Here is a 21,788-nt window from a genome sequence, read left to right on the forward strand (position 1 = left end):
AAAGAAAAAAAGATAAAATAAAGCATTTAAAAATTCAAGGAAATTTTATGTTTGAAGTAGTTATAGGTCTTGAAGTTCATACTCAATTAAATACTAAAACAAAAATCTTTTGTTCATGTGCAACTTCTTTTGGAGAAGCTCCAAATACCAATGTTTGTCCCACTTGTTTGGCTTTGCCAGGAGCTTTGCCTGTTTTAAATGAAGAGGTTGTAAAAAAAGCTATAGCTTTTGGAAAAGCTGTCAATGCAACAATTAATAAAAAAAGTGTTTTTAATCGTAAGAATTATTTTTATCCAGATTTACCTAAGGCTTATCAAATTTCACAATTTGATATCCCTATAGTAGAAAAGGGTGAGCTTTTTATCAATGTAAAGGGTGAAAATAAACGCATAGGTATTACAAGAGCACACTTAGAAGAAGATGCAGGTAAAAATATCCACGAAAATAATTTTTCTAAAGTGGACTTAAATCGCGCAGGAACTCCTTTGCTTGAGATTGTCAGCGAACCTGAGCTTAGAAGTAGCGATGAGGCAGTAGCTTATCTTAAAAAGCTTCATTCTATCATACGCTTTTTAGACATTTCAGATGCAAATATGCAAGAAGGAAGTTTTAGATGCGATGCAAATGTTAGTATAAGACCTAAGGGTGATACAAAACTTTATACTAGGGTAGAGATTAAAAATCTTAATTCTTTTCGTTTTATCCAAAAAGCTATAGAATATGAGGTAAAAAGACAAAGTGAGGCTTGGGAAGATGGAACTTACGAACAAGAAGTAGTTCAAGAAACCAGACTTTTTGATACAACAAATTTAGTTACAAGAAGTATGCGTGGTAAAGAAGAGGCGGCAGAATATCGCTATTTTCCAGATCCTGATTTATTGCCTGTTTTATTAAAAGATGAGTTTTTGGATATTAAAATCCCTGAACTTCCTGATGAGAAGAAAGCACGCTTTATAGACGAGCTTGGTATAAAAGAAAGTGATGCTGAGGTTTTAATCAGTTCTTTAGAAATGAGTCGTTTTTTTGAAAGTCTTATTTCTCAAAATTTAAATCCTAAGCTTTGTGTAAATTGGTTAAATACTGAACTTATGGGACTTTTAAAAGGAGAATTGACTATAGAAAATTCTCCCGTAGATGCTCAAAAGCTTGGAGTTTTAATTAAACGCATAGAAGATGGCACTATCAGTGCAAAAGCGGCTAAAGATGTCTTAGCTTTTGTGTTTGAAAATACTAGCATGGAAATTGATGAAGCTATAGAAAAGCTAGGACTTAAGCAAGTAAGTGATGATTCAGCTATAGAAGCGGTAATTGAACAAATTTTAAATGCAAATGCTGATAAGGTTGCAGAGTATAAAAGCGGTAAAGACAAGCTTTTTGGATTTTTTGTGGGTCAAACAATGAAAGAGGGTAAGGGAGCTTTTAACCCTGCAAAAGTAAATGAAATTTTAAAAGCAAAGCTTGGTTGATGCGTATAGCGGTTATTGGTGCGGGAAAATGGGGCAGTGCTTTACATCTAGCCTTAAAAGAAAATCACAATTGTTTTATCAGTTCTTTGCATCAGCGTGATTTAGAAGATTTTGTTAGCATAAAAGAAGCTTTAGAATGTGAATACCTTGTTTTTGCTTTAAGTTCTCAAGGGATGCGTGCTTGGCTTAAAGAAAATTTCATCAACAAAGGACAAAAAATTTTAATTGCTTCAAAAGGCATAGAAGATCAAAGTTGTCAATTTTTAGATGAAATTTTTTTAGATTTTGTGCCAAAAGAAAATTTTTGTGTTTTAAGCGGTCCTTCTTTTGCTGCTGAAGTAATGCAAAAACTTCCTACTGCTTTGATGATTAGTGGGATAAATCAAGAGCTTTGTAAAAAATTTGCGAGTTTTTTCCCTGATTTTATTAAAACTTATATTGATAATGATGTGCGTGGTGCTGAAATTTGTGGTGCTTATAAGAATGTTTTAGCGATTGCAAGTGGGATTAGTGATGGGTTAAAACTTGGCAATAATGCAAGAGCAGCATTGATTTCAAGAGGACTTATAGAAATGCACCGTTTTGGTAAATTTTTTGGTGCTAAAGAAGAAACTTTTTTAGGGTTAAGTGGAGCAGGGGATTTGTTTTTAACTGCAACCAGTGTTTTATCAAGAAATTATAGAGTGGGTTTAAAACTGGCGCAAAATCAAAAGTTAGATAGTATTTTAGCCGAGCTTAATGAAGTAGCAGAAGGTGTAAAAACTGCTTATGCTATAGAAAAATTAGCAAAAATGAAAGGAATTTATACACCTATTGTAAATGAAGTAGTGGCAATTTTTAAGGGTAAAAGTGTGCAAGAAGCAACGCAGAATTTATTAAAGCAAAATGATTAAGGAAAAATCATGATAATTAAAAATGCAAAAATTTATGGAGATTCTTTACAAGATATAGAGATTAAAGAAGGAAAAATTACCAATATTGGTTCTAATTTACAAGGTGAAGAAATTTTAGATGCTAAAGGTATGACTTTACTTCCATCTTTTGTGGATTTGTGTGTAAGTTTGAAAAATGATAAATTTTCTTTAGCTAATTTAGAGCTTTTAGAAAATGAGTGTCTAAAAGGAGGAATTTCTAGTATAGTTTTGCGTGATTGCATGGATTTTGATGAAGAAAGTTTTGCTTTATTTTTACAAAATTTAGCTCAAAGAAAGATGCAAATTTTTTCAAGTGTGCGGGTTAAGGATGCAAATGGCAAGCTTAAAAATTTAGCCACTCTTTTAAACAAGGGGGCTTGTGCTTTAGAGCTTGATAGCTCTTTGGATGCAAATACTTTAAAAGTAAGTTCACAATATGCTTTTATGAAAGACTCTCCAATTTTTGTGCGTTGTTATGATAAGGATTTTGATGATAATGGAGTGATGAATGATTGTGAAATGAGTTTTGAGTTAGGGCTTATAGGCATGAGTAAAATCGCTGAAACTAGCCAGATAGCTAAAATGAAAGAATTGGCTAAATTTTATAAAAATAAAGTTATTTTTGATCTTTTAAGTTTGAAAGATTCTTTATTATTATTAGATGAAAAGGATTTAAAACTTGTAAGCATTCATCATCTTATCAAAGATGATAGTGCTTGTGAAGATTTTAATACTGCTGCGAAACTTATGCCACCTTTAAGAAGCAAAGAAGATGTTTTGGCTTTAAGAGAGGCTTTAAAAGAAGGAAAAATCAGCTTTTTAACTTCCTTACATAGTGCAAAATCAATTTCTTTAAAAGATTTAGCTTTTGATGAAGCGGCCTTTGGAATCCATAGCGTATGCGAATTTATAAGTCTTTGCTATACTTTTTTAATCAAAGAAGGATTTTTAAATTGGCAAGAGCTTTGTCAATTTACAAGTAAAAATCCTAGTGAATTTTTAGGTTTAAATAGCGGAGTTATAGAAGTCGGAAAAGAAGCTAATCTAGTTCTTTTTGATGAGAATGAAGAAATTTTTGCTCCAAAAAGTTCTCTTTATTCTGAGGATAAACTTTTTGGAAAAATTAAAATGCATATAATTAAAGGAAAAAATATTTTAGAAAAATAAGCTTTACTTAAATTCCTAAAGATAGTTTAAATCCTAAAAATACAAGTGCTGCCATAATACCAGCGACTGGTAAAGTGATAATCCAAGCCAATCCTATAGGCTTCATCATAATCCAATTTGCGTTTTTATTATACACTCCTATACCCAAGATAGCACCTATGAGTATATGGGTGGAGCTAACAGGAATTCCAAATTGTGTAGCTAAGAGTATAACTATGCTTGCACCAAGTTCTGCAGAAAATCCAGTAGTAGGGCGTATGGTTGCAAGTTTTGAACCCACTGTAGTAATCACTTCTTTACCTAAAAACCAAAGCCCTACAACTAGAGCAACTCCAAACATAGCTAAAGCGGCAAAAGGTACAGGAGAAGTCGCGTTAATTGTGCCGTTTTTTAAGACATCTAAAATCGCTGCAAAAGGACCTATAGCATTGGCTATATCATTGGCTCCGTGTGAAAATGCAAAACTAGAGGCTGTAAATATTTGAAACCATGAGAAAATTCTATCAGTAGTTTTATTAAGTTCTGTTTTTTTAACGATTTTGACTATAGCAAATGTTACAACATAACTTATAGTTCCTATAATTCCGATAATCCAAAAGTTTTGTAAAATATCTAAAGTGCTAACATTATTTAAACCTTTAAATAAAAACATTGCCGAAATGATAGCAGCAGCAATACAAGCAATGATTGGCATATGAGTTTTTAAAATAGAGTAAATATCTATATCTTTTTCTTGATCCTTAAATTCCTTCATTTTATTTCTATAGAAATTATTTTCTTGTTCTTCCTCATCTAAAGCAATAGCGGAAAGTTCTTTAATTTGTTCTTCTTGGGATTTTGTTTTTAAATTTAAAAAATATTCTTCTTTGAATTTTTTTCTTTCTTTTTTGATATTTTTCAAATCATCATTTAGTTTTTCTGATGGTTTTAAAATTTTCTTATCAATATATGAATAAATAATATAAGCTACAATACCCCCTAAAAGAGGCGAAGCTACCCAAGAAATAGCTATTCTTAAAATTTCACTCCATTTAACCATGGAGAGTGTTTGAATCCCATCAAATTTTAAAAGCCCCATCATAATACTAGCACCTACAATCCCACCGACTATACTGTGTGTGGTTGATACAGGTAAGCCTTTCTTGGTTGCAATAAAAATCCAAACCCCAGAGCTTAAAAGTGCGGCAAGCATAATGATAACAAAAAGCATAGGATCTAAAGAATTTGGAAAAACAACAATACCGCTACGTATGGTCTTAGTAACTTCTGCGCCTGCGAAGATTGCCCCGCTTAGCTCAAAAACAGCTGCTATAATTAAAGCTTGTTTAATGGTTACTGTTTTTGCACCAACGCTTGTTCCAAAAGAATTGGCTACATCATTTCCACCTATATTAAATGCCATAAAAATGCCAAATATAGAAGCAAGAATAAAAAGAATGAGTTGATGTTGCGAAATATAACCAAATCCCCAAATAACAAATGCGATAGTGCTGATAATAAAAATAACAAAAGCTATGAGGTTGTCTTTTTGCATTAATAACCCTTTTTTATTTTAATTATACACTTATTTACTTTAAATTTGCTAATTTTAGTTTTTAGTCTTTGTGGAATTTTTATTTATATTATTTTTTTATAATAAATACTCAAACAAGAAATAATAAGGAATATAAGAATAATGAGGGGTATTTTTTATATAATAGCATTGTTTTCTTTACTCCATGCCGATGAACTTGCAGAGGCTTTAGTAAAAAATAATAATCAAAATTCTTGGGAGCACTTTGATTATAAAAACACCAAAGAAGCTCCAAAAATTCAAGAAGAGAATGTGGATTTTAAAAGTACTTTTGATAGCTTGCTTTCAAAAACTTTAGAAAATAATAATGGTATAGATAAAACAGATGGGAATTTAGATTTTCAAAACGAAAACGCGCAGGTTAAAAATTTAAGTTCTCTTTATGAGGGAGAGAATAATTCTTTGCTTTTTCAAAAAGAACTTTTTGTGGCTCAAGATAATTATAATTACTCAGGGGGCTTAATCAATCGTTATGAAAAAGATGATTTTTTATTTGGAGTTAATGGTTTTATTGACAAACAAAAGGAACAAAAAGATACTAAAAGCTTTGGTACAGAGTTTGGTTATAGTAAATTTATAAAGGCTTATAGTAATTATTACATACCCAATGAAGCAGAAAAAAATTTACAGCTTGGAATGAGTTTTGTAATTCCAACTTACACCGCTTTTGCTTTTGATATAAGCAAGGATAATGATAAAACTAATTATCAAGTATCTTACTCTCCTTATAGTGTATTTAGTTTAAATTTATTGCGTCGTGATTATAGCGCAAGAGAGACTGTTGATGATACCGTTGTTCAAGTTGGATTTAGTTTTAATTTCAATGAAAGTTTTTTAAAACAATTTAGGAAAAAAGATAATACTTTAGAGGAGGTTAATCGATATGATTTCCTCCAAAGAACCCATTAGTTCATTCCAGCATTATGGAATTTTTCTGGATTATCCATAGCATAGTTGAATTTTTCCCGATCAATTTGTTTATCCCAGATCGCAACGATTAAGGCTGCTACTGAATTTCCACAAAGATTTCCAACAGCCCTCATTTCAGACATAAATTTATCAACACCTAAAAGAACGCCTATAGCAGCTACTGGTAGAACTTGTGCTAAGGTTGCATTTGCTTCTGAAATTTCCATATTTCCTAGAGCCGCAAGCGTACTTCCAAGCACTATAAAACCTGATCCAGTTACACCCACTGCACCTTTTGAAGCTATCATTAATACTATTAAAATACTGATTTCGTGTGTTAAACTTAAATTTACATTAAAAGCTTGTGCTAGAAAGATTAAGCTCATAGCTAGATAAATATTTGTACAATCAAGATTAAAACTATATCCCGTTGGTAAAACAAGTCCGACTGTTGCTTTAGAAAGTCCCGCTTTTTCTAGTTTTCTCATTAAAGGAGCAAGTGCAGACTCGCTTGAACTGGTTGCAAAAACGATCAATACTTCTCTTGAGATAAATCTCATAAATTTGAAGATATTTACTTTTGCAAAATAACAAATCAGACCTAAGATTCCAAATATAAAAACAAGACATGAAATCAGCATCACTAAAAGTAAATATGCTAAGTTGATCAAAGAGCCAATTCCGTATTGAGCTATGAGTACAGCCATTGCTGAAAAGGCGGCAATAGGACTAAAATACATAATGATTTGTAGAATTTTAAAAACAAAATTTTGCACCACTTCAAAAACTCTTTGAATTGCCTGTTTATCTTCTATTCTCATTAAAGAAATAATCAAAGCAGTAACTATAGCAATAACTAAAACTTGTATGGTTTTTCCTTCTGTAAAAGGCGTGATAATATCAGTAGGCATAGCATCTTTTAAAATATGCATGATCTCAGAGCTCGCACTTACTTCTGTGGTTTGAGAAATGTATTTTTGAACGCTTTTTGTATCAAGTTGACTTGGATCAAGATTCATTCCATGACCTGGTTGCATAACATTTGCCATAAAAATACCTATAGCAAGTGCTAAAGTACTTACAACTTCAAAGTAAATAACCGCTTTAGCACCAATACTACCTACTTTTTTTAAACTTTCAAGACTAATGATGCCCAAAACCAAAGTAACAAAAATAATAGGACCTATAAGAACCTTTAAAGCACCTATAAAATAATCAACTCCTGGTTTGCTAGCAATGGCTAATTCTTTATCTGTATAGCCAAGTATAATACCTGTAATAATGCCTATAATCACCCAAAATCCAAGACTTTTTATAATACGTTTATATAAAGGCGGTTTTCTTTCAGCTAAAGTTTGACTTAAAGTTTCCAAGTTTATTCACTCCTTTTGATCTTTTGTGAAATATAATTTTAACAATGCGTATTGTAAATTTTAACAAAAAAACAAATCTAGAAATACTTTCTTTTATATGATATGACAATTTTTTATATAAATGTTACAAAATTTCTCATTATTTACATTATAAAATTTAAAATATTTTTTGAAAATTTTATAATTTAGTATACTTTTTATTGTTTATTATTAGTAATAATTCTATTTTTGATTTATTTGTTTTATTGGGATGTTTTAATTATGAAAGAAATAGTTTTGTCTGAAAATGCTTTAATTACTTCTAAAACAGATCTTAAGGGGAATATCATTTATGCCAATAATGACTTTTTAAAATACGCAGGTTATAAAGTCGATGAGCTTTTGTATAAATCTCATAATATAGTAAGACATGAAGATATGCCACGTACTGTATTTAAATGTCTTTGGGATTATATTCAAAAAGGAGAAGAAATTTTTGCATTTGTAAAAAATAAAGCCAAGGATGGTAGTTTTTACTGGGTGTTTGCAAATGTAAGTGCTTCATTTGATGCCAATGGAGATATCATCAACTACTATTCTGTTCGTCGTGCACCCAATAGAAAATCTCTTTCTATAATTGAAGAAGTTTATAAAATTTTACTTGAAAAAGAGCAAAAATCGGGCATTAATGCTGGAGTTTCAGCTTTAATGGATATTGTAAGTTCTTATAAAATGACTTATAATGAACTTATTTTTAACTTACAAGAAAATAATTAAATAAGATATATTTAATCTTTTTTATTGTATAATTTTCGCCTAAAAATTAAAGTAATATATATTATTAAAGTATTACTTTAATTTATGACTTCAAAAATTTTTAATAAAGGGGTAAATTTATGGTGAAAAATGGATTATTATTAACTATTTTTCTAAGTATTATCGGTGTTTTAGGTGCCATTTTTATTCATATTTATGTTGGAGTGATAATTTTTATTTTAATCGCTGTTTTAATGATTTATTTGCTTAGACAACACAAAGATGAGCAAATAATGATAGATAAACTTTTGGTTCTTTGTAGAGAGTTAAAAGAAGGAAATTTTGACAATAGAATGATCTATGTAAAAACAAAAAGCAAAAAATTAGCCGAAATAGCAGATAATCTTAACAATACTATTGATGGACTAGAAGCTTATTTAAGGGAAATTAATACTTCTATTTCTTGTTCCCAAAAAGGCGAATTTTATCGTAAGGCTTTGCCTGAAGGTTTAAAAGGAATTTTTGCTCATAATATCGAATTTATAAATAAAGCTTTAGCAAACATAGAAGTGACAGCAAGATCCACTTTTAAAAATGCTTTATCAAGAACTTTAATGGATTTAAGCCTTGGAAATCAAAATAAAGATATGTCTCAAATTTCTAGCTCATTAAATCAAGATATTAGCATGATGAAAAATGTATATGATACAGTTGATGCCATTACTCATACAGCTACAGAAAATGGCTCAGAGGTGGATTCTTTGCAAAGTGCCATGGGTTCTTTAATGGATGTTGTAAATTCGAGCAAGGAAACAGTACAAACTTTTGTGGCTAATTCCCAAAATATTACTTCAGTGGTTGAAGTAATACGCGATATAGCTGATCAAACCAATCTTCTAGCTTTAAATGCTGCTATTGAAGCTGCACGTGCAGGAGAACATGGTAGGGGCTTTGCGGTTGTGGCTGATGAAGTTAGAAAGTTAGCAGAAAGAACTCAAAGATCTACAAGCGAAATTTCCATTGCAATTCAGACTATGCAACAGGATTTTGTAAATATCCAAAGTGGCAGCGATCAAGTTTTTAACATTGTTAGTGAATCTGAAGAAAGAATTAATAAATTTTCTCAAGCTTTTAAACGTCTAGAAGAAAATAGTAGTGCTCTTGGTGTTAATTTTGGATCCTTTGCAAAGAGATTGATTTTATCTGTAGTTAAAATCGATCATATTCTTTATAAATCAAATATATATTTAAATTTAAATGGGGCTCAAAATTTCAATCTTGAAAGTGTAGATCCAATTTCTAATCTTTGCCAAGATGAGAGAGCTCAAGGTGTTATTAATGAACTTAGTTCTGAAACTGAGTTAAATTTAGCTAAAGAATTTATAAAAGATAACGCTAAAAAAGCAATAGAAGAATCAAGTCAAGATTATATCGATCAAAAAGCTTATGATGCGATTGTAAATGATATTAAATCACTAGAGCAAAGAAGTGCTGAAATCTTAGCAAAATTAAAAATATAAATTAAGAGGGTGGGGAAATGTCAAGAGAAATTTTTTTACAAGAAGATAGTTTAATTACTTCTAAAACAGATTTAAAAGGTAAAATAGTTTATGCAAATGATGATTTTTTAAAGTATGCAGGTTATACCATGGGTGAAGTTTTAAATAAACCTCATAACATAGTAAGACATGAAGAGATGCCAAAAACTGTTTTTAAATATTTATGGGATTATATGAGAGAGGGTAAGGAAATTTTTGCTTACGTAAAAAACAAAACTAAAGATAACAATTACTACTGGGTTTTTGCAAATGTAACTCCATCAATAGATATTAATAATAATATCATAGGCTATTATTCCGTTCGTCGTATGCCAAATAAAAGCGCTATTTCTACAATAGAAAGCCTTTATAGCGATCTTTTAAGAGTAGAACAGCAACAAGGTTTAAATAAGGGTGTTGAGATGCTTAAAAATTTCTGCAAAGATGCAGATAAAACTTATAATGAGTTAATTTTCTCTCTCCAAGAAGCTAAATAAATTTTTGTTAGGCTTAAAACGAGTTTGTTTTAAGTCTAAATATTATATAATCTTTCTTTTAAAAATTCACATTTTTCAAGGCAAAATATGTTTGATGTCATTGTTATAGGTGGTGGACATGCGGGTGTTGAAGCAAGTGCTGCTGCTGCTAGAATGGGTAAAAAAACCTTACTTTTAACTACATTGATTGAGCAAATAGGAGCAGCAAGTTGTAATCCAGCTATAGGTGGACTTGCAAAAGGGCATTTGGTAAAAGAACTTGATGCCATGGGTGGTCTTATGGGTGAAATCACCGATGAAGCGGGAATACAATTTCGCATTTTAAATGAAAGCAAGGGCGTAGCCGTTCAAGGAAGTAGGGCGCAAATTGATATGGATAAGTACCGTATCATTGCACGTAATAAACTTTTAAAACTTCCAAATTTAGAAATTTCTCAAGAACAAGCGAATGCTTTAATCGTAGAAAATGATGAAGTTAAAGGCGTAAAAACAAATTTAGAAAATACATATTTTGCCAAAAAAGTGATACTTACAACAGGGACTTTTTTAAATGGACTTATTCATATAGGCGAAAATAAACTTCAAGCAGGAAGGGTAGGGGAGCTTGCTTCAGTAAATTTAGGCAATTATCTACAAACTTTGGGTTTAAAAATGGGGCGTTTAAAAACAGGAACTTGCCCAAGAGTAGATGCAAAAAGTATTGATTTTAGCGCACTTGAAATCCAAGATGGCGATGTAAATCCTAAAGCTTTTAGTTTTCGTTCAAGAAATTTTAATCCTACTCAACTTCCTTGTTATATCGCACGCACTAATACAACTACGCATGAGATTATTAAGAATAATTTTTATCGTGCCCCACTTTTTACAGGACAGATTGAAGGTGTGGGGCCAAGGTATTGTCCTTCTATAGAAGATAAGATCAATCGTTTTAGCGACAAAGAAAGTCATCATCTTTTTATAGAACCTCAAACTATCGATGCAACGGAGTATTATATCAATGGTTTTTCTACTTCTTTGCCCTATGAAGTGCAAACTCAAATGCTGCGTTCTATAAAGGGTTTTGAAAATGCTAAAATAACCCGTTTTGGTTATGCTATAGAATATGACTATATAGAGCCAACTGAACTTAAGCATACTTTAGAACTTAAAAAGATTAAAAATCTTTATTGTGCAGGACAGATTAATGGAACTACAGGTTATGAAGAGGCTGCAGCACAAGGCTTTATGGCAGGAATCAATGCAAGTTTAAGCATAGATATGAAAGAGCCTTTGATTTTAAGGCGTGATGAAGCTTATATAGGAGTTTTAATCGATGATTTGGTAGTAAAAGGTACAAAAGAACCTTATAGAATGTTTACTTCAAGAGCGGAATTTAGACTGCTTTTAAGGGAAGAAAATGCTATACTTAGACTTGGAAAATATGGCTATGATTTAGGGCTTTTAAGCGAGCAAGATTTTACTTATATACAAAATATCGCAAACAATCTTCAAAAAGGACTTGAATTTTTACTTTCTAAAGAATTCACGCCTAATAACCAAAATAATGCTTTTTTAGAGAGTTTAGGAGAAGATAAAATTTCTTCTATAGTCAATCTTCAAAAAATTGTCGCAAGAGCAAGTTTTGATATAGAAAAATTAAAAAAACTTGATCCTATGTTTGAAACTATGGATCATTACTCCTTAAGAGAGATTTTAAATGAGGCAAAGTATTATCATTACATTAGTATGCAAAAAGCTCAAGTAGAAAAAATGAAAAATCTTAGCGAGCTTAAAATTCCTGAAAATTTTGATTTTAAAAGTGTAAGCGGTTTGAGTAATGAAGTTGTAGAAAAGCTTAATCATCATAAACCTCCAACTATTTTTGCTGCAAGTCAAATCAGTGGAATCACTCCTGCGGCGTTGGATATTTTGCAAATTTATATCAAAATGCAAAAGAAAAAAGCTTAAATGCTTGCTTTTTTTATTTTTTTATCTACTTTAATTTTACTTTTTTGGCGTCCATGGAATTTACCTATTTGGGTATTTTCTAGCTTGGGAGCTTTTTTTGTTTTTATTTTTCAATTGGTAGATTTTAAAGATGCTTATTTTGTTTTTTCTTTGGTTTGGGATAGTTCTTTAACTTTAGTTGGGTTGATTATCCTTTCTTTTAGCTTGGAAGCTTTAGGATTTTTTGATTTTATTGCGAGTAAAATTTTGCATTTTTCTAGAGAGAAAAATCAAGAAAAAATTTATATTAGCACAAAAAAGTTGATGTTATTTTTGTTGATTTTTGTCTTTTTTCTTTCTGCATTTTTTGCTAACGATGGAGCGATTTTAATCATTACACCTATTATTATAGCTTTATTTTCAACTCTTAAAGATTGTAAAAATCATGCTTTTATTTTAAGTTCTTTTTTGCTTAGTCTTTCTTTTTTATGTGATGCAAGTTCAAATGCTTTGGTTATTTCAAATTTAACCAATATCATTACAGCAAATTATTTTAAGATAGAATTTTTAGAATTTGCTAAAAATATGTTTTTGCCAAATTTTTTTGTTTTGCTTTCTACTATAGTTATGGTTTTTATGCTTTATGGGAGAGTTTTGCCTAAAAGGCTTGAATTTAAATTAGTCAAAAAAGAGCAAATTTCATTGAAATTGTTTTTTCTTTGCATAGTATTTTTACTTCTTTTTGTGATCAGTTTTTTTATAGGTGAAATTTTTGATATTAAAATAAGTTTTTTTGCTTTGCTTTGGGCGGGAATTTTTTGGCTTATTGTTTTAAAAATTCAAGGTAAAAAAAGTGTTAAAATTCTTTTTGAAGCACCTTATGGAGTTTTGCTTTTTAGTTTTGGGCTTTATATGGTGGTTTTTGCTTTACATAAAATAGGCGTGAGTGAAATTTTGGTTAAAAGCTATGCTTTTTTGATGCAAGATAAGAGTGGAATTTTTGGTGTGGCTTTGATTTCAGCTTTTGGATCTTCTGTGTTTAATAATTTGCCTATGGTTTTAATCGGCGATTTGGCATTAAAAGAATATTTTGAGAATTTTTCTTTTGATTCCTTGATGATTTATGCGCATCTTTTGGGGGTAAACATAGGCCCAAAACTTACGCCAATAGGTTCTTTGGCAACTTTGCTTTGGCTTGGAGTTTTGGCTAGAAAAGGCATTAATATTTCTTTTTGGCAATATTCTAAATTTGGCTTTTTGATAACTTTACCTGTGCTTGTTTTTTCTCTTTTTGCTCTTATTGTCTAAATATCAAAATTTGTTAAACAAAGAAAAAATTTATTTTAATTTCGATAAACTTTTAACTTGGTTAAAAAATAAAATCGAAAGGACAAGTTATGGCTACATCTGAGAGTAGACGAAGCTTTATGGGCTTTGCATTTGGAAGCGTAGCTGCTGTAGGCGGTGTTTTCTCGCTTGTTGCGATGAAAAAAACTTGGGATCCACTTCCAAGTGTCAAAGCTGCAGGTTTTACTACAGTAGATTTATCAGGAATGCAAGATGGAGAGCTTAGAACTATAGAATGGCGTAAAAAGCCTATTTTTATATTAAAAAAAGATGCGAGTATGCCAAAAGATGAAAAACGTGATGTTGTGGTAGATAACGCAGCTTATACTGTGGTTATAGGACTTTGTACGCATTTGGGTTGTATACCTGCTTACCAACCAAGCGAGCAATTGTTTAAATGTGCCTGTCATGGTGGAGAATTTGACACAAGTGGAAAAAATGTCTTTGGACCTCCTCCAAAGCCTCTTGAAATTCCTCCTTTTAAGATCGATGGAACCAAACTTGTTTTAGGCGAAGAGGGTCCTGAATATAAAAAAATGATAGCGGAGGCTTAAGATGGCACAAATTAGAAAAGCTAATGGTCTTGTAGATTGGCTTGATCAAAGACTTGCAGTACATAAACTACTTGATGTTTTAATGGTAAAGTATTGGATACCAAAGCAAATTAACTTTCTTTGGGCAATGGGGGTTATTTTAACCACTCTTTTTGCAGTGCTTTTTGTTACAGGACTTTTACTTGTAATGTATTATAAACCAGATACTGCACTTGCTTTTGATAGTGTGAATAAGACTATTATGCAAGAGGTGGATTATGGATGGCTTTGGCGTCACATGCATGGTGTTGCCGCTTCTGTTGTATTTTTGATTATATACATACATATGTTAACAGGAATTTATTACGGTTCTTATAAGAAAGGTCGTGAGATGATTTGGGTTAGCGGTATGCTTTTGTTTGTTGTATTTTCTGCTGAAGCTTTTAGTGGGTATATGCTTCCTTGGGGACAAATGAGTTATTGGGCAGCTCAAGTAATCACTAATCTTTTTGGAGGGATACCATTTATTGGCCCTGAGCTTGTGATTTGGATTCGTGGAGATTATGCGGTTTCTGATCCAACTTTAACAAGATTTTTTATGCTTCATGTGTGCTTGCTTCCTATAGTTATCATTGCTATTATAGCATTTCACTTCTATTCTTTAAGAATTCCTCATGTTAATAATGAAATTTCTGAAGAACTTGACTTTGACTTAGAGGCTGAAAAGTACATGGCAGGTGACACAAAGGGTTCTAAAGTGATTCCTTTTTGGCCAGGATTTTTATCAAAAGATTTTATGTATATAAGCTTTTTTATGATTTTCTTCTTTTATTTAGTCTGTTTTAAATTTGAATTTGCAATGGATCCAATTAATTTTGATCCGGCTAATGCGCTTAAAACACCAGCTCATATTTATCCTGAGTGGTATTTCTTATGGAGTTATGAAGTTTTAAGAGGATTTTTCTTTGATATTGCAGGTATTAAAGCTTTTGATATAGGTTTGGCTGCATTTGGTATTGCTCAAGTGATTTTCTTCTTGCTTCCTTGGCTTGATAGAAGTGATGTTGTAAAACCAGCCCATGAAAGACCTTTATTTTTCATTTGGTTTTGGATATTGCTTATTGATTTAATTGTTTTAACAGTTTATGGAAAATTACCTCCAACAGGTGTAAATGCTTGGGTAGGATTTTATGCTTCTATAGTATTTTTACTTTTACTTATTGTAGTTTTACCGGTTATTACTATTATGGAGAGAAAAGGAGCTAAACAATGAGAGAAATAAAAATATTTTTAGTTGTGGTAGTTTTTACTGTGCTTGTATATTGGGGGGTAGAGCCTTATGCTCATTCAGTGATGAAACCTCATGTTGCTCCTGCAAATTTTGATTTTGCTGTTGAAGATACTACTTTTGCAAAAGGTATAGTTGAAGCTAAAGAATTAGCTCTAAAAGATGCACAAGCTTCAGGAGATGCTAAAAGAATAGAGAGTGCAAACAAAGAACTTGAAAAAGCAAAAGAAGAATTAAGCAAAGTTGAAACACTTTGGGCAGATGTTGCAAAGATCGATTTTGCTAAGGGTGATGCAAAAAAAGGTAAAGAATTTTTTGAAAATAACTGTTTTGCATGTCATGGTGTAAAAGAAGATGGAATAGCAGCTAATATCACCGATTCTTCTATGGGAGTAATACCACCTGATCTTAGTGCAGCTGGTGCTATTTTTGATGAAAAATTTTTAGCAGCTTTGATTATGCATCCTGCGCTTGCTTTAAAAGTAGATCATAAATTTGGTGATGCTTTTATTATGACAGCTTACAATAAAGATACTTCAGGAGAAAGTGAAGAAGCTACAAATGCAAATATAGCCAATGTAATTGCTTATCTTAAAGATGTGAGTGTTAAATTTGAAACCAATGAAGATGCTACTATTAAGAAAGATGTTGAGGCAAAATATGCTAAAATGGAAAATAGTGCTCAAAAAGCGGCTTTAATGGAAAAAGATATAAAATTTGCTAAAGATAAAGCAACTTTTATTGAGGCTTGCGGACGTTGTCATGATATGAAATACGATAGCTTTTTTACTCCATCAAATCAAAATGATTTAAAAACTTATTTAGGTTCTGTTCCGCCTGATCTTTCTATGATGATAAGATCTCGTGGTGAGCAATATTTACATGATTTTATTAATAACACTCAAAAACTTCTTCCAGGAACCGCTATGCCAAGAGTAGGTTTAACAGAAGCTGCACAGGCTAAGGTTGTATCTTATATTGATCAAGTGGGTGATAGCAAAAAAGAAGAAAGAAAAACTACAGGAATTTATGTAATGATATTCTTTGTAATTTTAAGTATTTTTGCTATAGGTTGGAAGCGTTCTGTTTGGTCTAAATTACATTAATATTACATTTTTTGCCATTATTTAATGATAATGGCAAAAATCTTATTTTTTCTTCATTTTTATTAATTTTTAATATTTAAAGAGAGATACTTCAAAATATAATTATTTTAGAATTTAGGAGTATTTTATGTTAGAAAAAACTTTAATCAAATCTATTTTAAAAAAATGGGATTATGGGGATTTTAGAGTTGTTTTTTGGGATAAAGAAGAATTTTTTATCGGAAACAAACCTGCTAAATTTTCTTTAATTTTTAAAGAAAAAATTCCTTTTTTGGAGTTATTTGGTGATACAAGTTTGGTTTTTGCAAGACATTATATGCAGGCAAAACTTGACATAGAGGGCGATTATGATGAAATGGCTAGGGTATTATATTATTTTTCTAATCAGCAATTTTTTAAAACCAAAAAAGATGTATTGAGTAAAATAACTCAAAAGCAAGAAAGTAAAAATATCAAAAGTCATTATGATATAGGTAATGATTTTTATAAGCTTTGGCTTGATGATACTATGAGCTATTCTTGCGCTTATTTTAAAGAGCCTAATAATACTCTTTATGAAGCTCAAATTAACAAAATAGAACATACCCTTAAAAAACTTGATTTAAAAGAAGGAGAAAAGCTTTTAGATATAGGTTGTGGTTGGGGTTGGCTTTCTATTATGGCGGCTCAAAAGTATGGGGTTAAGGTTGTTGGAATTACTATTTCAGAGGAGCAGTGTAAAAAAGCCAAGGAAAGAGTAAAAGAACTTGATCTTGAAGATAAAATAGAAATAAGACTTCAAAATTATCAAGATTTAGAATTTGAAAATTATTTTGATAAAGTTGTTTCTGTGGGTATGTTTGAACATGTAGGCAAAGAGAATTTAGGACTTTATTTTATGAAAGTAAAACAAGTTTTAAAACCTGGAGGTTCTATGCTTTTACATTCTATTTTAGCCATGTTTGAAGGAAAAACAAATGCTTGGATAGATAAATATATTTTTCCAGGAGGATATTTACCTTCTTTAAGAGAGGTTGTAAGTGCTATGAGTGAGTGGGATTTTCATCTTCTTTTAGCAGAAAGTTTAAGAATGCACTATGCAAAAACTTTAGATTTATGGGATGAAAATTTTAACAAAGTATTGGACAAGGTAAGGGAAAAATATGATGAAGAATTTATAAGAATGTGGGATTTATACCTTCGTTCTTGTGCCTCTGCTTTTCGTGTTGGAAGCGTGGATTTGTTCCAATTTTTAATCACAAAAGAAATCAATAATAATCTAAGCCTTACTAAGGACTACATATATAAGTAAAAACTAAACTTAAATTTGATAGAATCTTAGCTTCATTTCACACACATCAATCCTTTTTAGCTTGTGTAAATTAAGGGATGTGGAGGAATAAAGCTAAATTTATAAGGAGAAACTCATGGTTAGTATGAGAGATTTATTAGAATGCGGTGTGCATTTTGGACACCAAACAAGACGCTGGAATCCAAAGATGAAAAAATTCATTTTTGGCGAGAGAAAAGGTATTTATGTAATTGATTTACAAAAAACTTTAAGATATTTTAGATATACCTATAATATCGTTCGTGACGCTGCTGCCGAAGGAAAAACTATACTTTTTGTTGGAACAAAAAAACAAGCAGGTGGAGCGATTAAAGAATACGCTGAAAAATGCGGTATGCCTTATGTAAATCATAGATGGCTTGGCGGTATGATGACAAATTTTGGTACTATTCGCCAATCAATTAGAAAATTAGAAGTAATTGAAAAAATGGAAGAAGATGGAAGTATTAAGCTTTTAACTAAAAAAGAAGCTTTAATGCTTACAAGAAAAAAAGAAAAATTATTAGCTTATTTAGGTGGAATTCGTTATATGAAAACTCAACCTGATATGATTTTTGTTGTTGACACAGTAAAAGAAAAAATTGCTGTTCAAGAAGCAAATAGATTAAGAATTCCTGTTGTAGCTCCACTAGATACAAACTGCGATCCTGATTTGGTAACTTATCCTATTCCAGGAAATGATGATGCAATTCGTTCAGTGCAACTTTTCTGTCAAGAAATGGCTGAAGCGATTAATGAAGGAAAAGCTTTAAGAGAACAAGATGGTGAAGCTTTAGCAAATGAAGAAAAAGAAATCACCGATGAAGAGAAAAAAGAAGTTTTAGATGAAGCGATGAGCGAAGAAGACTTCGGTGAGGAGCAAGAATAATGGCTGAAATCACTGCTGCAATGGTAAAAGAACTCCGCGAAAGTACAGGTGCGGGGATGATGGATTGTAAAAATGCTTTGAGTGAAACTAATGGAGATTTTGATAAAGCAGTACAACTTTTAAGAGAAAAAGGTTTAGGTAAGGCTGCTAAAAAAGCAGATAGACTTGCTGCAGAAGGTTTAGTAAGTGTAAAAGTAAGCGATGATTTTACAAGCGCAACTGTAAGCGAGATTAATTCCGAAACAGATTTTGTGGCAAAAAATGATCAGTTTATCGCTTTAACAAAAGATACTACAGCTCATATTCAAAGTAATAGCTTACAAAGTGTGGAAGAACTTCATTCAAGCATAATCAATGGCGTAAAATTTGAAGAATATTTAAAAAGTCAAATTGCAACTATAGGAGAAAACTTAGTTGTAAGAAGATTTGCAACTTTAAAAGCAGGTCCTAATGGCGTTGTAAATGGTTATATCCATACAAATGGCCGTGTTGGTGTTGTGATCGCTGCAGCTTGTGATAGCGCTGAAGTGGCTTCAAAATCAAGAGATTTGTTAAGACAAATTTGTATGCATATTGCAGCAATGAGACCAAGTTATTTAAGTTATGAAGATTTGGATATGACTTTTGTTGAAAATGAATACAAAGCTTTGGTTGCTGAACTTGAAAAAGAAAATGAAGAAAGACGCAGACTTAAAGATCCAAATAAACCTGAACATAAAATTCCTCAATTTGCAAGTCGCAAACAATTAAGCGATGCAATTTTAAAAGAAGCTGAAGAAAAAATCAAAGAAGAGCTTAAAGCTCAAGGTAAACCTGAAAAAATTTGGGACAATATTATCCCAGGTAAAATGAATAGCTTTATAGCAGATAATTCTCAACTTGATAGCAAACTTACTTTAATGGGTCAGTTTTATGTAATGGATGATAAAAAAACCGTAGAACAAGTAATTGCCGAAAAAGAAAAAGAATTTGGCGGAAAAATTAAAATTGTCGAATTTATTTGCTTTGAAGTTGGCGAAGGTTTAGAAAAGAAAACTGAAGATTTTGCGGCTGAAGTTGCTGCACAACTTTAAAAACGGTTAAAAATGGAACTCTTAAGAGCGGAAAATTTAAGCCATAGTTTTGATTATCCGCTTTTTGAGGGTTTAAATCTTACTTTAAACACTAAAGATTGCATTGCTATTCAAGGGAGTAGCGGTTGTGGCAAATCTACTCTTTTACATATACTTTCTTCTTTATTAATTCCAAAAAAAGGTGAAGTTTTTTTTAAAGGTTCTAGTCTTTATCAGATAGATGAAAACGAAAGATTAAAAATTCGCCGTTATGATTTTGGTATTATTTTTCAGACACATTATCTTTTTAAAGGTTTTTCAGCTTTAGAAAATATCGAACTTGCTAGTGTTTTATCGGGTCAAGATTTAGATGAGAAAATTTTAAAAAGATTAGGTATTGATACGCTTTTACATCAAAAAATAGGAAAGCTTAGCGGCGGACAACAACAGCGTGTGAGTATCGCGCGCGTGCTTTGTAAAAAACCAAAGATTATTTTTGCTGATGAAGCAACTGGAAATTTGGATTTTGATAATGCTAAAAATGTTATCGAACTTTTAATTTCCTATGTTAAAGAAAATGATGCAGCTTTATTTTTTGTAACTCACGATAGTAAGCTTGCAAGTTTTTGTGATAAAACTTATACTATAAACGCCAATGGAATTTGTTAATTATTTAGGCGATAAAAATGTTGTAACTTTTATGTTGCTTCTTGCTAGAATGAGTGGTCTTATAGTTTTTTTTCCTTTTTTTTCACATAATTCTATCCCTATGGTGATAAAAAGTACTATAGTTTTATTTTTGACTATGTATTTATATCCTTTGGCTAGATTAGAATCTTTGCATTTAGATAGTTTTTTTGTTTTACAGCTTATTAGTGAAGTGATTTTTGGAATGATAGCAGGATTAATGCTTCAAATTATTTTTGCTATTATTATGATGGCAGGTGAGCAGATTGCTTTTACTATGGGATTTACTATGGCAAGTATATTAGATCCAAGTTCTGGAACGAGTATGCCTATTACGGCACAAATTTTAAATTTGCTTGCTTTGATGTTTTTTCTTGCTTTTGATGGTCATCATTTAATGCTTTTGTTTTTAAGTCATTCTTTAGGTTATATTAGTTTAGGTGGATTTTATCCGCATGAGAATTTAATGCATTATTTAAATATGGGTATGTTTAATATTTTCATCATAGGTTTTACTATGAGCTTTCCCATACTTGGAATTTCACTTTTAGCCGATGTTATTTTTGGACTTTTGATGAAAACAATGCCACAATTTAATCTTTTAGTTATTGGCTATCCTATAAAGATAGCTTTAGGCTTTGTAGTTTTGATCGCTATTTTATTAGTTATGATGCAATATTTTAAAAATTTAATTTTAGAACTTTTTACTCATATGCAAACTCTTTTTTTCTCCTAAGGAAAGGATAAATGAAATTATCGTAAAATAGTGATTATTTTTTAAGGATTAAAGTGATGAAAATTTTACTTTTAAATGAAAACCCTGTAGTTTCAAGACTTGTAAGCCTTAGTGCTAAAAAAATGTCTTATGATTTTGAAGAACTTAATGCTTATAGTGAAAATTTGGGTAATTATGATGTGATTGTTGTAGATAGCGATACTCCAGCACCTTTAAAAATTCTTAAAGAAAAATGTGATAGATTGATTTTTTTAGCTCCGCGAAACCAAAATGTAGAAGATATAGATGCGCAAATTTTACAAAAACCTTTTTTACCTACAGATTTTTTAAATTTACTTAATAATAAAGATACAAACAAACATACATCTATTGATTTGCCAATGTTAAGCAATGATGAAAATCCTTATGCTGATATAAGCTTGGATTTAGATAATTTAAATTTAGATGATTTGCCTGATGAAAATTCTTTAGATATAAATTCAGATGGAATGGAAAATTTGAGTTTTGATGATGATGCGCAAGATGATAATGCAAACGAAACTTTAGAAACTCAAAATTTAGAAGATGAAAATTTAGAACAAGAAACAACTAAAGAACAGAATCAAGAAGACATTCAAACTGATTTAGATTTAACTTTGGAAGATGGCGGAAGCGAAAAAGAAGACTTAAGCCAAGAACATACAGCTTTGGATACTGAGCCTAGTTTAGATGAACTAGATGATAAAAATGATGAAGATTTAGAA

Annotated in this window: 19 protein-coding genes and 1 pseudogene; 18 read left to right on the top strand and 2 right to left on the bottom strand. The window is 31.0% G+C overall.

What is annotated here, in order from left to right; translation table 11 throughout:
- The first annotated feature begins 47 nt into the window (after positions 1 to 47).
- The 3 genes from gatB to AJ930_RS07225 are packed head-to-tail and all read left to right on the top strand — an operon-like array spanning position 48 to position 3,547.
- Positions 48 to 1,466 carry an Asp-tRNA(Asn)/Glu-tRNA(Gln) amidotransferase subunit GatB gene (gatB, locus tag AJ930_RS07215; RefSeq protein ID WP_002861904.1) on the top strand — a complete coding sequence of 473 codons (1,419 nt, stop codon included), beginning with the start codon at positions 48 to 50 and terminating at the stop codon, positions 1,464 to 1,466.
- On the top strand, positions 1,463 to 2,359 hold the full coding sequence (locus AJ930_RS07220; RefSeq protein WP_074468983.1) for an NAD(P)H-dependent glycerol-3-phosphate dehydrogenase: 897 nt from the start codon (positions 1,463 to 1,465) through the stop codon (positions 2,357 to 2,359). Before gatB ends, AJ930_RS07220 begins: the two co-directional genes overlap by 4 nt.
- A 9-nt stretch (positions 2,360 to 2,368) precedes the next feature.
- Complete coding sequence (locus AJ930_RS07225; protein WP_002861903.1) at positions 2,369 to 3,547, top strand: metal-dependent hydrolase; 1,179 nt, start codon at positions 2,369 to 2,371, stop codon at positions 3,545 to 3,547.
- 7 nt (positions 3,548 to 3,554) lie between these two features.
- Here the strand turns inward: AJ930_RS07225 and AJ930_RS07230 are convergent, their stop codons facing one another.
- Positions 3,555 to 5,081 (bottom strand): inorganic phosphate transporter, encoded by a 1,527-nt coding sequence (locus AJ930_RS07230; RefSeq protein WP_070275093.1) that lies wholly within the window; start codon positions 5,079 to 5,081, stop codon positions 3,555 to 3,557.
- Positions 5,082 to 5,222: 141 nt separating this feature from the next.
- On the opposite strand from AJ930_RS07230, the gene AJ930_RS07235 reads away from it, so the two are divergent.
- A complete protein-coding gene (locus AJ930_RS07235; RefSeq protein ID WP_070233543.1) occupies positions 5,223 to 6,029 on the top strand; it encodes an inverse autotransporter beta domain-containing protein in 807 nt (268 codons plus the stop codon).
- Here AJ930_RS07235 and AJ930_RS07240 read toward each other — a convergent pair.
- A complete protein-coding gene (locus AJ930_RS07240) occupies positions 6,026 to 7,402 on the bottom strand; it encodes a cation:dicarboxylate symporter family transporter (RefSeq protein WP_070233542.1) in 1,377 nt (458 codons plus the stop codon). The two genes, AJ930_RS07235 and AJ930_RS07240, sit on opposite strands and share 4 nt — an antisense overlap.
- A 261-nt stretch (positions 7,403 to 7,663) precedes the next feature.
- On the opposite strand from AJ930_RS07240, the gene cetC reads away from it, so the two are divergent.
- The 14 genes and pseudogenes from cetC to AJ930_RS07310 form a co-directional block, all read left to right on the top strand.
- On the top strand, positions 7,664 to 8,158 hold the full coding sequence (gene cetC, locus AJ930_RS07245; RefSeq protein WP_070275094.1) for an energy taxis response protein CetC: 495 nt from the start codon (positions 7,664 to 7,666) through the stop codon (positions 8,156 to 8,158).
- Between the two features lie 752 nt (positions 8,159 to 8,910).
- Positions 8,911 to 9,657 carry a methyl-accepting chemotaxis protein gene (locus tag AJ930_RS10850; RefSeq protein WP_374700111.1) on the top strand — a complete coding sequence of 249 codons (747 nt, stop codon included), beginning with the start codon at positions 8,911 to 8,913 and terminating at the stop codon, positions 9,655 to 9,657.
- A gap of 17 nt (positions 9,658 to 9,674) precedes the next feature.
- Positions 9,675 to 10,172: a bipartate energy taxis response protein CetB gene (gene cetB, locus AJ930_RS07255; protein WP_002861897.1), complete on the top strand. Its 498-nt coding sequence runs from the start codon at positions 9,675 to 9,677 to the stop codon at positions 10,170 to 10,172.
- Between the two features lie 87 nt (positions 10,173 to 10,259).
- Positions 10,260 to 12,119, top strand: a complete 1,860-nt coding sequence (gene mnmG / locus AJ930_RS07260) for a tRNA uridine-5-carboxymethylaminomethyl(34) synthesis enzyme MnmG (RefSeq protein WP_044794133.1) — start codon at positions 10,260 to 10,262, stop codon at positions 12,117 to 12,119.
- Positions 12,120 to 13,406 carry an arsenic transporter gene (locus tag AJ930_RS07265; RefSeq protein WP_070275095.1) on the top strand — a complete coding sequence of 429 codons (1,287 nt, stop codon included), beginning with the start codon at positions 12,120 to 12,122 and terminating at the stop codon, positions 13,404 to 13,406.
- 89 nt (positions 13,407 to 13,495) lie between these two features.
- On the top strand, positions 13,496 to 13,999 hold the full coding sequence (gene petA, locus AJ930_RS07270) for a ubiquinol-cytochrome c reductase iron-sulfur subunit (RefSeq protein WP_002852880.1): 504 nt from the start codon (positions 13,496 to 13,498) through the stop codon (positions 13,997 to 13,999).
- A 1-nt stretch (position 14,000) separates the two neighbouring features.
- Positions 14,001 to 15,251, top strand: a complete 1,251-nt coding sequence (locus AJ930_RS07275) for a cytochrome b (RefSeq protein ID WP_002852758.1) — start codon at positions 14,001 to 14,003, stop codon at positions 15,249 to 15,251.
- Positions 15,248 to 16,372: a cytochrome c1 gene (locus AJ930_RS07280; protein ID WP_070275096.1), complete on the top strand. Its 1,125-nt coding sequence runs from the start codon at positions 15,248 to 15,250 to the stop codon at positions 16,370 to 16,372. Before AJ930_RS07275 ends, AJ930_RS07280 begins: the two co-directional genes overlap by 4 nt.
- 127 nt (positions 16,373 to 16,499) lie before the next feature.
- A complete protein-coding gene (locus AJ930_RS07285; RefSeq protein ID WP_044780079.1) occupies positions 16,500 to 17,663 on the top strand; it encodes an SAM-dependent methyltransferase in 1,164 nt (387 codons plus the stop codon).
- A 115-nt stretch (positions 17,664 to 17,778) separates the two neighbouring features.
- A complete protein-coding gene (rpsB, locus tag AJ930_RS07290) occupies positions 17,779 to 18,570 on the top strand; it encodes a 30S ribosomal protein S2 (RefSeq protein ID WP_002870699.1) in 792 nt (263 codons plus the stop codon).
- Positions 18,570 to 19,643, top strand: a complete 1,074-nt coding sequence (gene tsf, locus AJ930_RS07295; RefSeq protein ID WP_070261329.1) for a translation elongation factor Ts — start codon at positions 18,570 to 18,572, stop codon at positions 19,641 to 19,643. Before rpsB ends, tsf begins: the two co-directional genes overlap by 1 nt.
- Before the next feature lie 12 nt (positions 19,644 to 19,655).
- Positions 19,656 to 20,291, top strand: coding sequence for an ABC transporter ATP-binding protein (locus AJ930_RS07300; protein ID WP_002852807.1), 636 nt, complete (start codon positions 19,656 to 19,658; stop codon positions 20,289 to 20,291).
- A complete protein-coding gene (gene fliR / locus AJ930_RS07305) occupies positions 20,278 to 21,045 on the top strand; it encodes a flagellar biosynthetic protein FliR (protein WP_002859266.1) in 768 nt (255 codons plus the stop codon). Before AJ930_RS07300 ends, fliR begins: the two co-directional genes overlap by 14 nt.
- Positions 21,046 to 21,101: 56 nt before the next feature.
- Positions 21,102 to 21,788 (top strand): annotated as a pseudogene (locus AJ930_RS07310) (highly acidic protein); the annotation flags it as partial.

This window comes from Campylobacter sp. BCW_6871 (assembly GCF_001762325.1).
In the GTDB taxonomy this organism is placed as follows: domain Bacteria; phylum Campylobacterota; class Campylobacteria; order Campylobacterales; family Campylobacteraceae; genus Campylobacter_D; species Campylobacter_D jejuni.

Excerpts from the sequence above, each read along its gene's own strand:
- cetC (WP_070275094.1), top strand. The coding sequence starts at position 7,664 with ATGAAAGAAATAGTTTTGTCTGAAAATGCTTTAATTACTTCTAAAACA.
- AJ930_RS07300 (WP_002852807.1), top strand. The coding sequence starts at position 19,656 with ATGGAACTCTTAAGAGCGGAAAATTTAAGCCATAGTTTTGATTATCCG.
- tsf (WP_070261329.1), top strand. The coding sequence starts at position 18,570 with ATGGCTGAAATCACTGCTGCAATGGTAAAAGAACTCCGCGAAAGTACA.
- AJ930_RS07230 (WP_070275093.1), bottom strand. The coding sequence starts at position 5,081 with ATGCAAAAAGACAACCTCATAGCTTTTGTTATTTTTATTATCAGCACT.
- AJ930_RS07235 (WP_070233543.1), top strand. The coding sequence starts at position 5,223 with ATGAGGGGTATTTTTTATATAATAGCATTGTTTTCTTTACTCCATGCC.
- AJ930_RS07265 (WP_070275095.1), top strand. The coding sequence starts at position 12,120 with ATGCTTGCTTTTTTTATTTTTTTATCTACTTTAATTTTACTTTTTTGG.
- AJ930_RS07275 (WP_002852758.1), top strand. The coding sequence starts at position 14,001 with ATGGCACAAATTAGAAAAGCTAATGGTCTTGTAGATTGGCTTGATCAA.
- cetB (WP_002861897.1), top strand. The coding sequence starts at position 9,675 with ATGTCAAGAGAAATTTTTTTACAAGAAGATAGTTTAATTACTTCTAAA.
- AJ930_RS07280 (WP_070275096.1), top strand. The coding sequence starts at position 15,248 with ATGAGAGAAATAAAAATATTTTTAGTTGTGGTAGTTTTTACTGTGCTT.
- fliR (WP_002859266.1), top strand. The coding sequence starts at position 20,278 with ATGGAATTTGTTAATTATTTAGGCGATAAAAATGTTGTAACTTTTATG.
- mnmG (WP_044794133.1), top strand. The coding sequence starts at position 10,260 with ATGTTTGATGTCATTGTTATAGGTGGTGGACATGCGGGTGTTGAAGCA.
- AJ930_RS07225 (WP_002861903.1), top strand. The coding sequence starts at position 2,369 with ATGATAATTAAAAATGCAAAAATTTATGGAGATTCTTTACAAGATATA.
- rpsB (WP_002870699.1), top strand. The coding sequence starts at position 17,779 with ATGGTTAGTATGAGAGATTTATTAGAATGCGGTGTGCATTTTGGACAC.
- AJ930_RS07285 (WP_044780079.1), top strand. The coding sequence starts at position 16,500 with ATGTTAGAAAAAACTTTAATCAAATCTATTTTAAAAAAATGGGATTAT.
- AJ930_RS10850 (WP_374700111.1), top strand. The coding sequence starts at position 8,911 with ATGGGTTCTTTAATGGATGTTGTAAATTCGAGCAAGGAAACAGTACAA.
- gatB (WP_002861904.1), top strand. The coding sequence starts at position 48 with ATGTTTGAAGTAGTTATAGGTCTTGAAGTTCATACTCAATTAAATACT.
- petA (WP_002852880.1), top strand. The coding sequence starts at position 13,496 with ATGGCTACATCTGAGAGTAGACGAAGCTTTATGGGCTTTGCATTTGGA.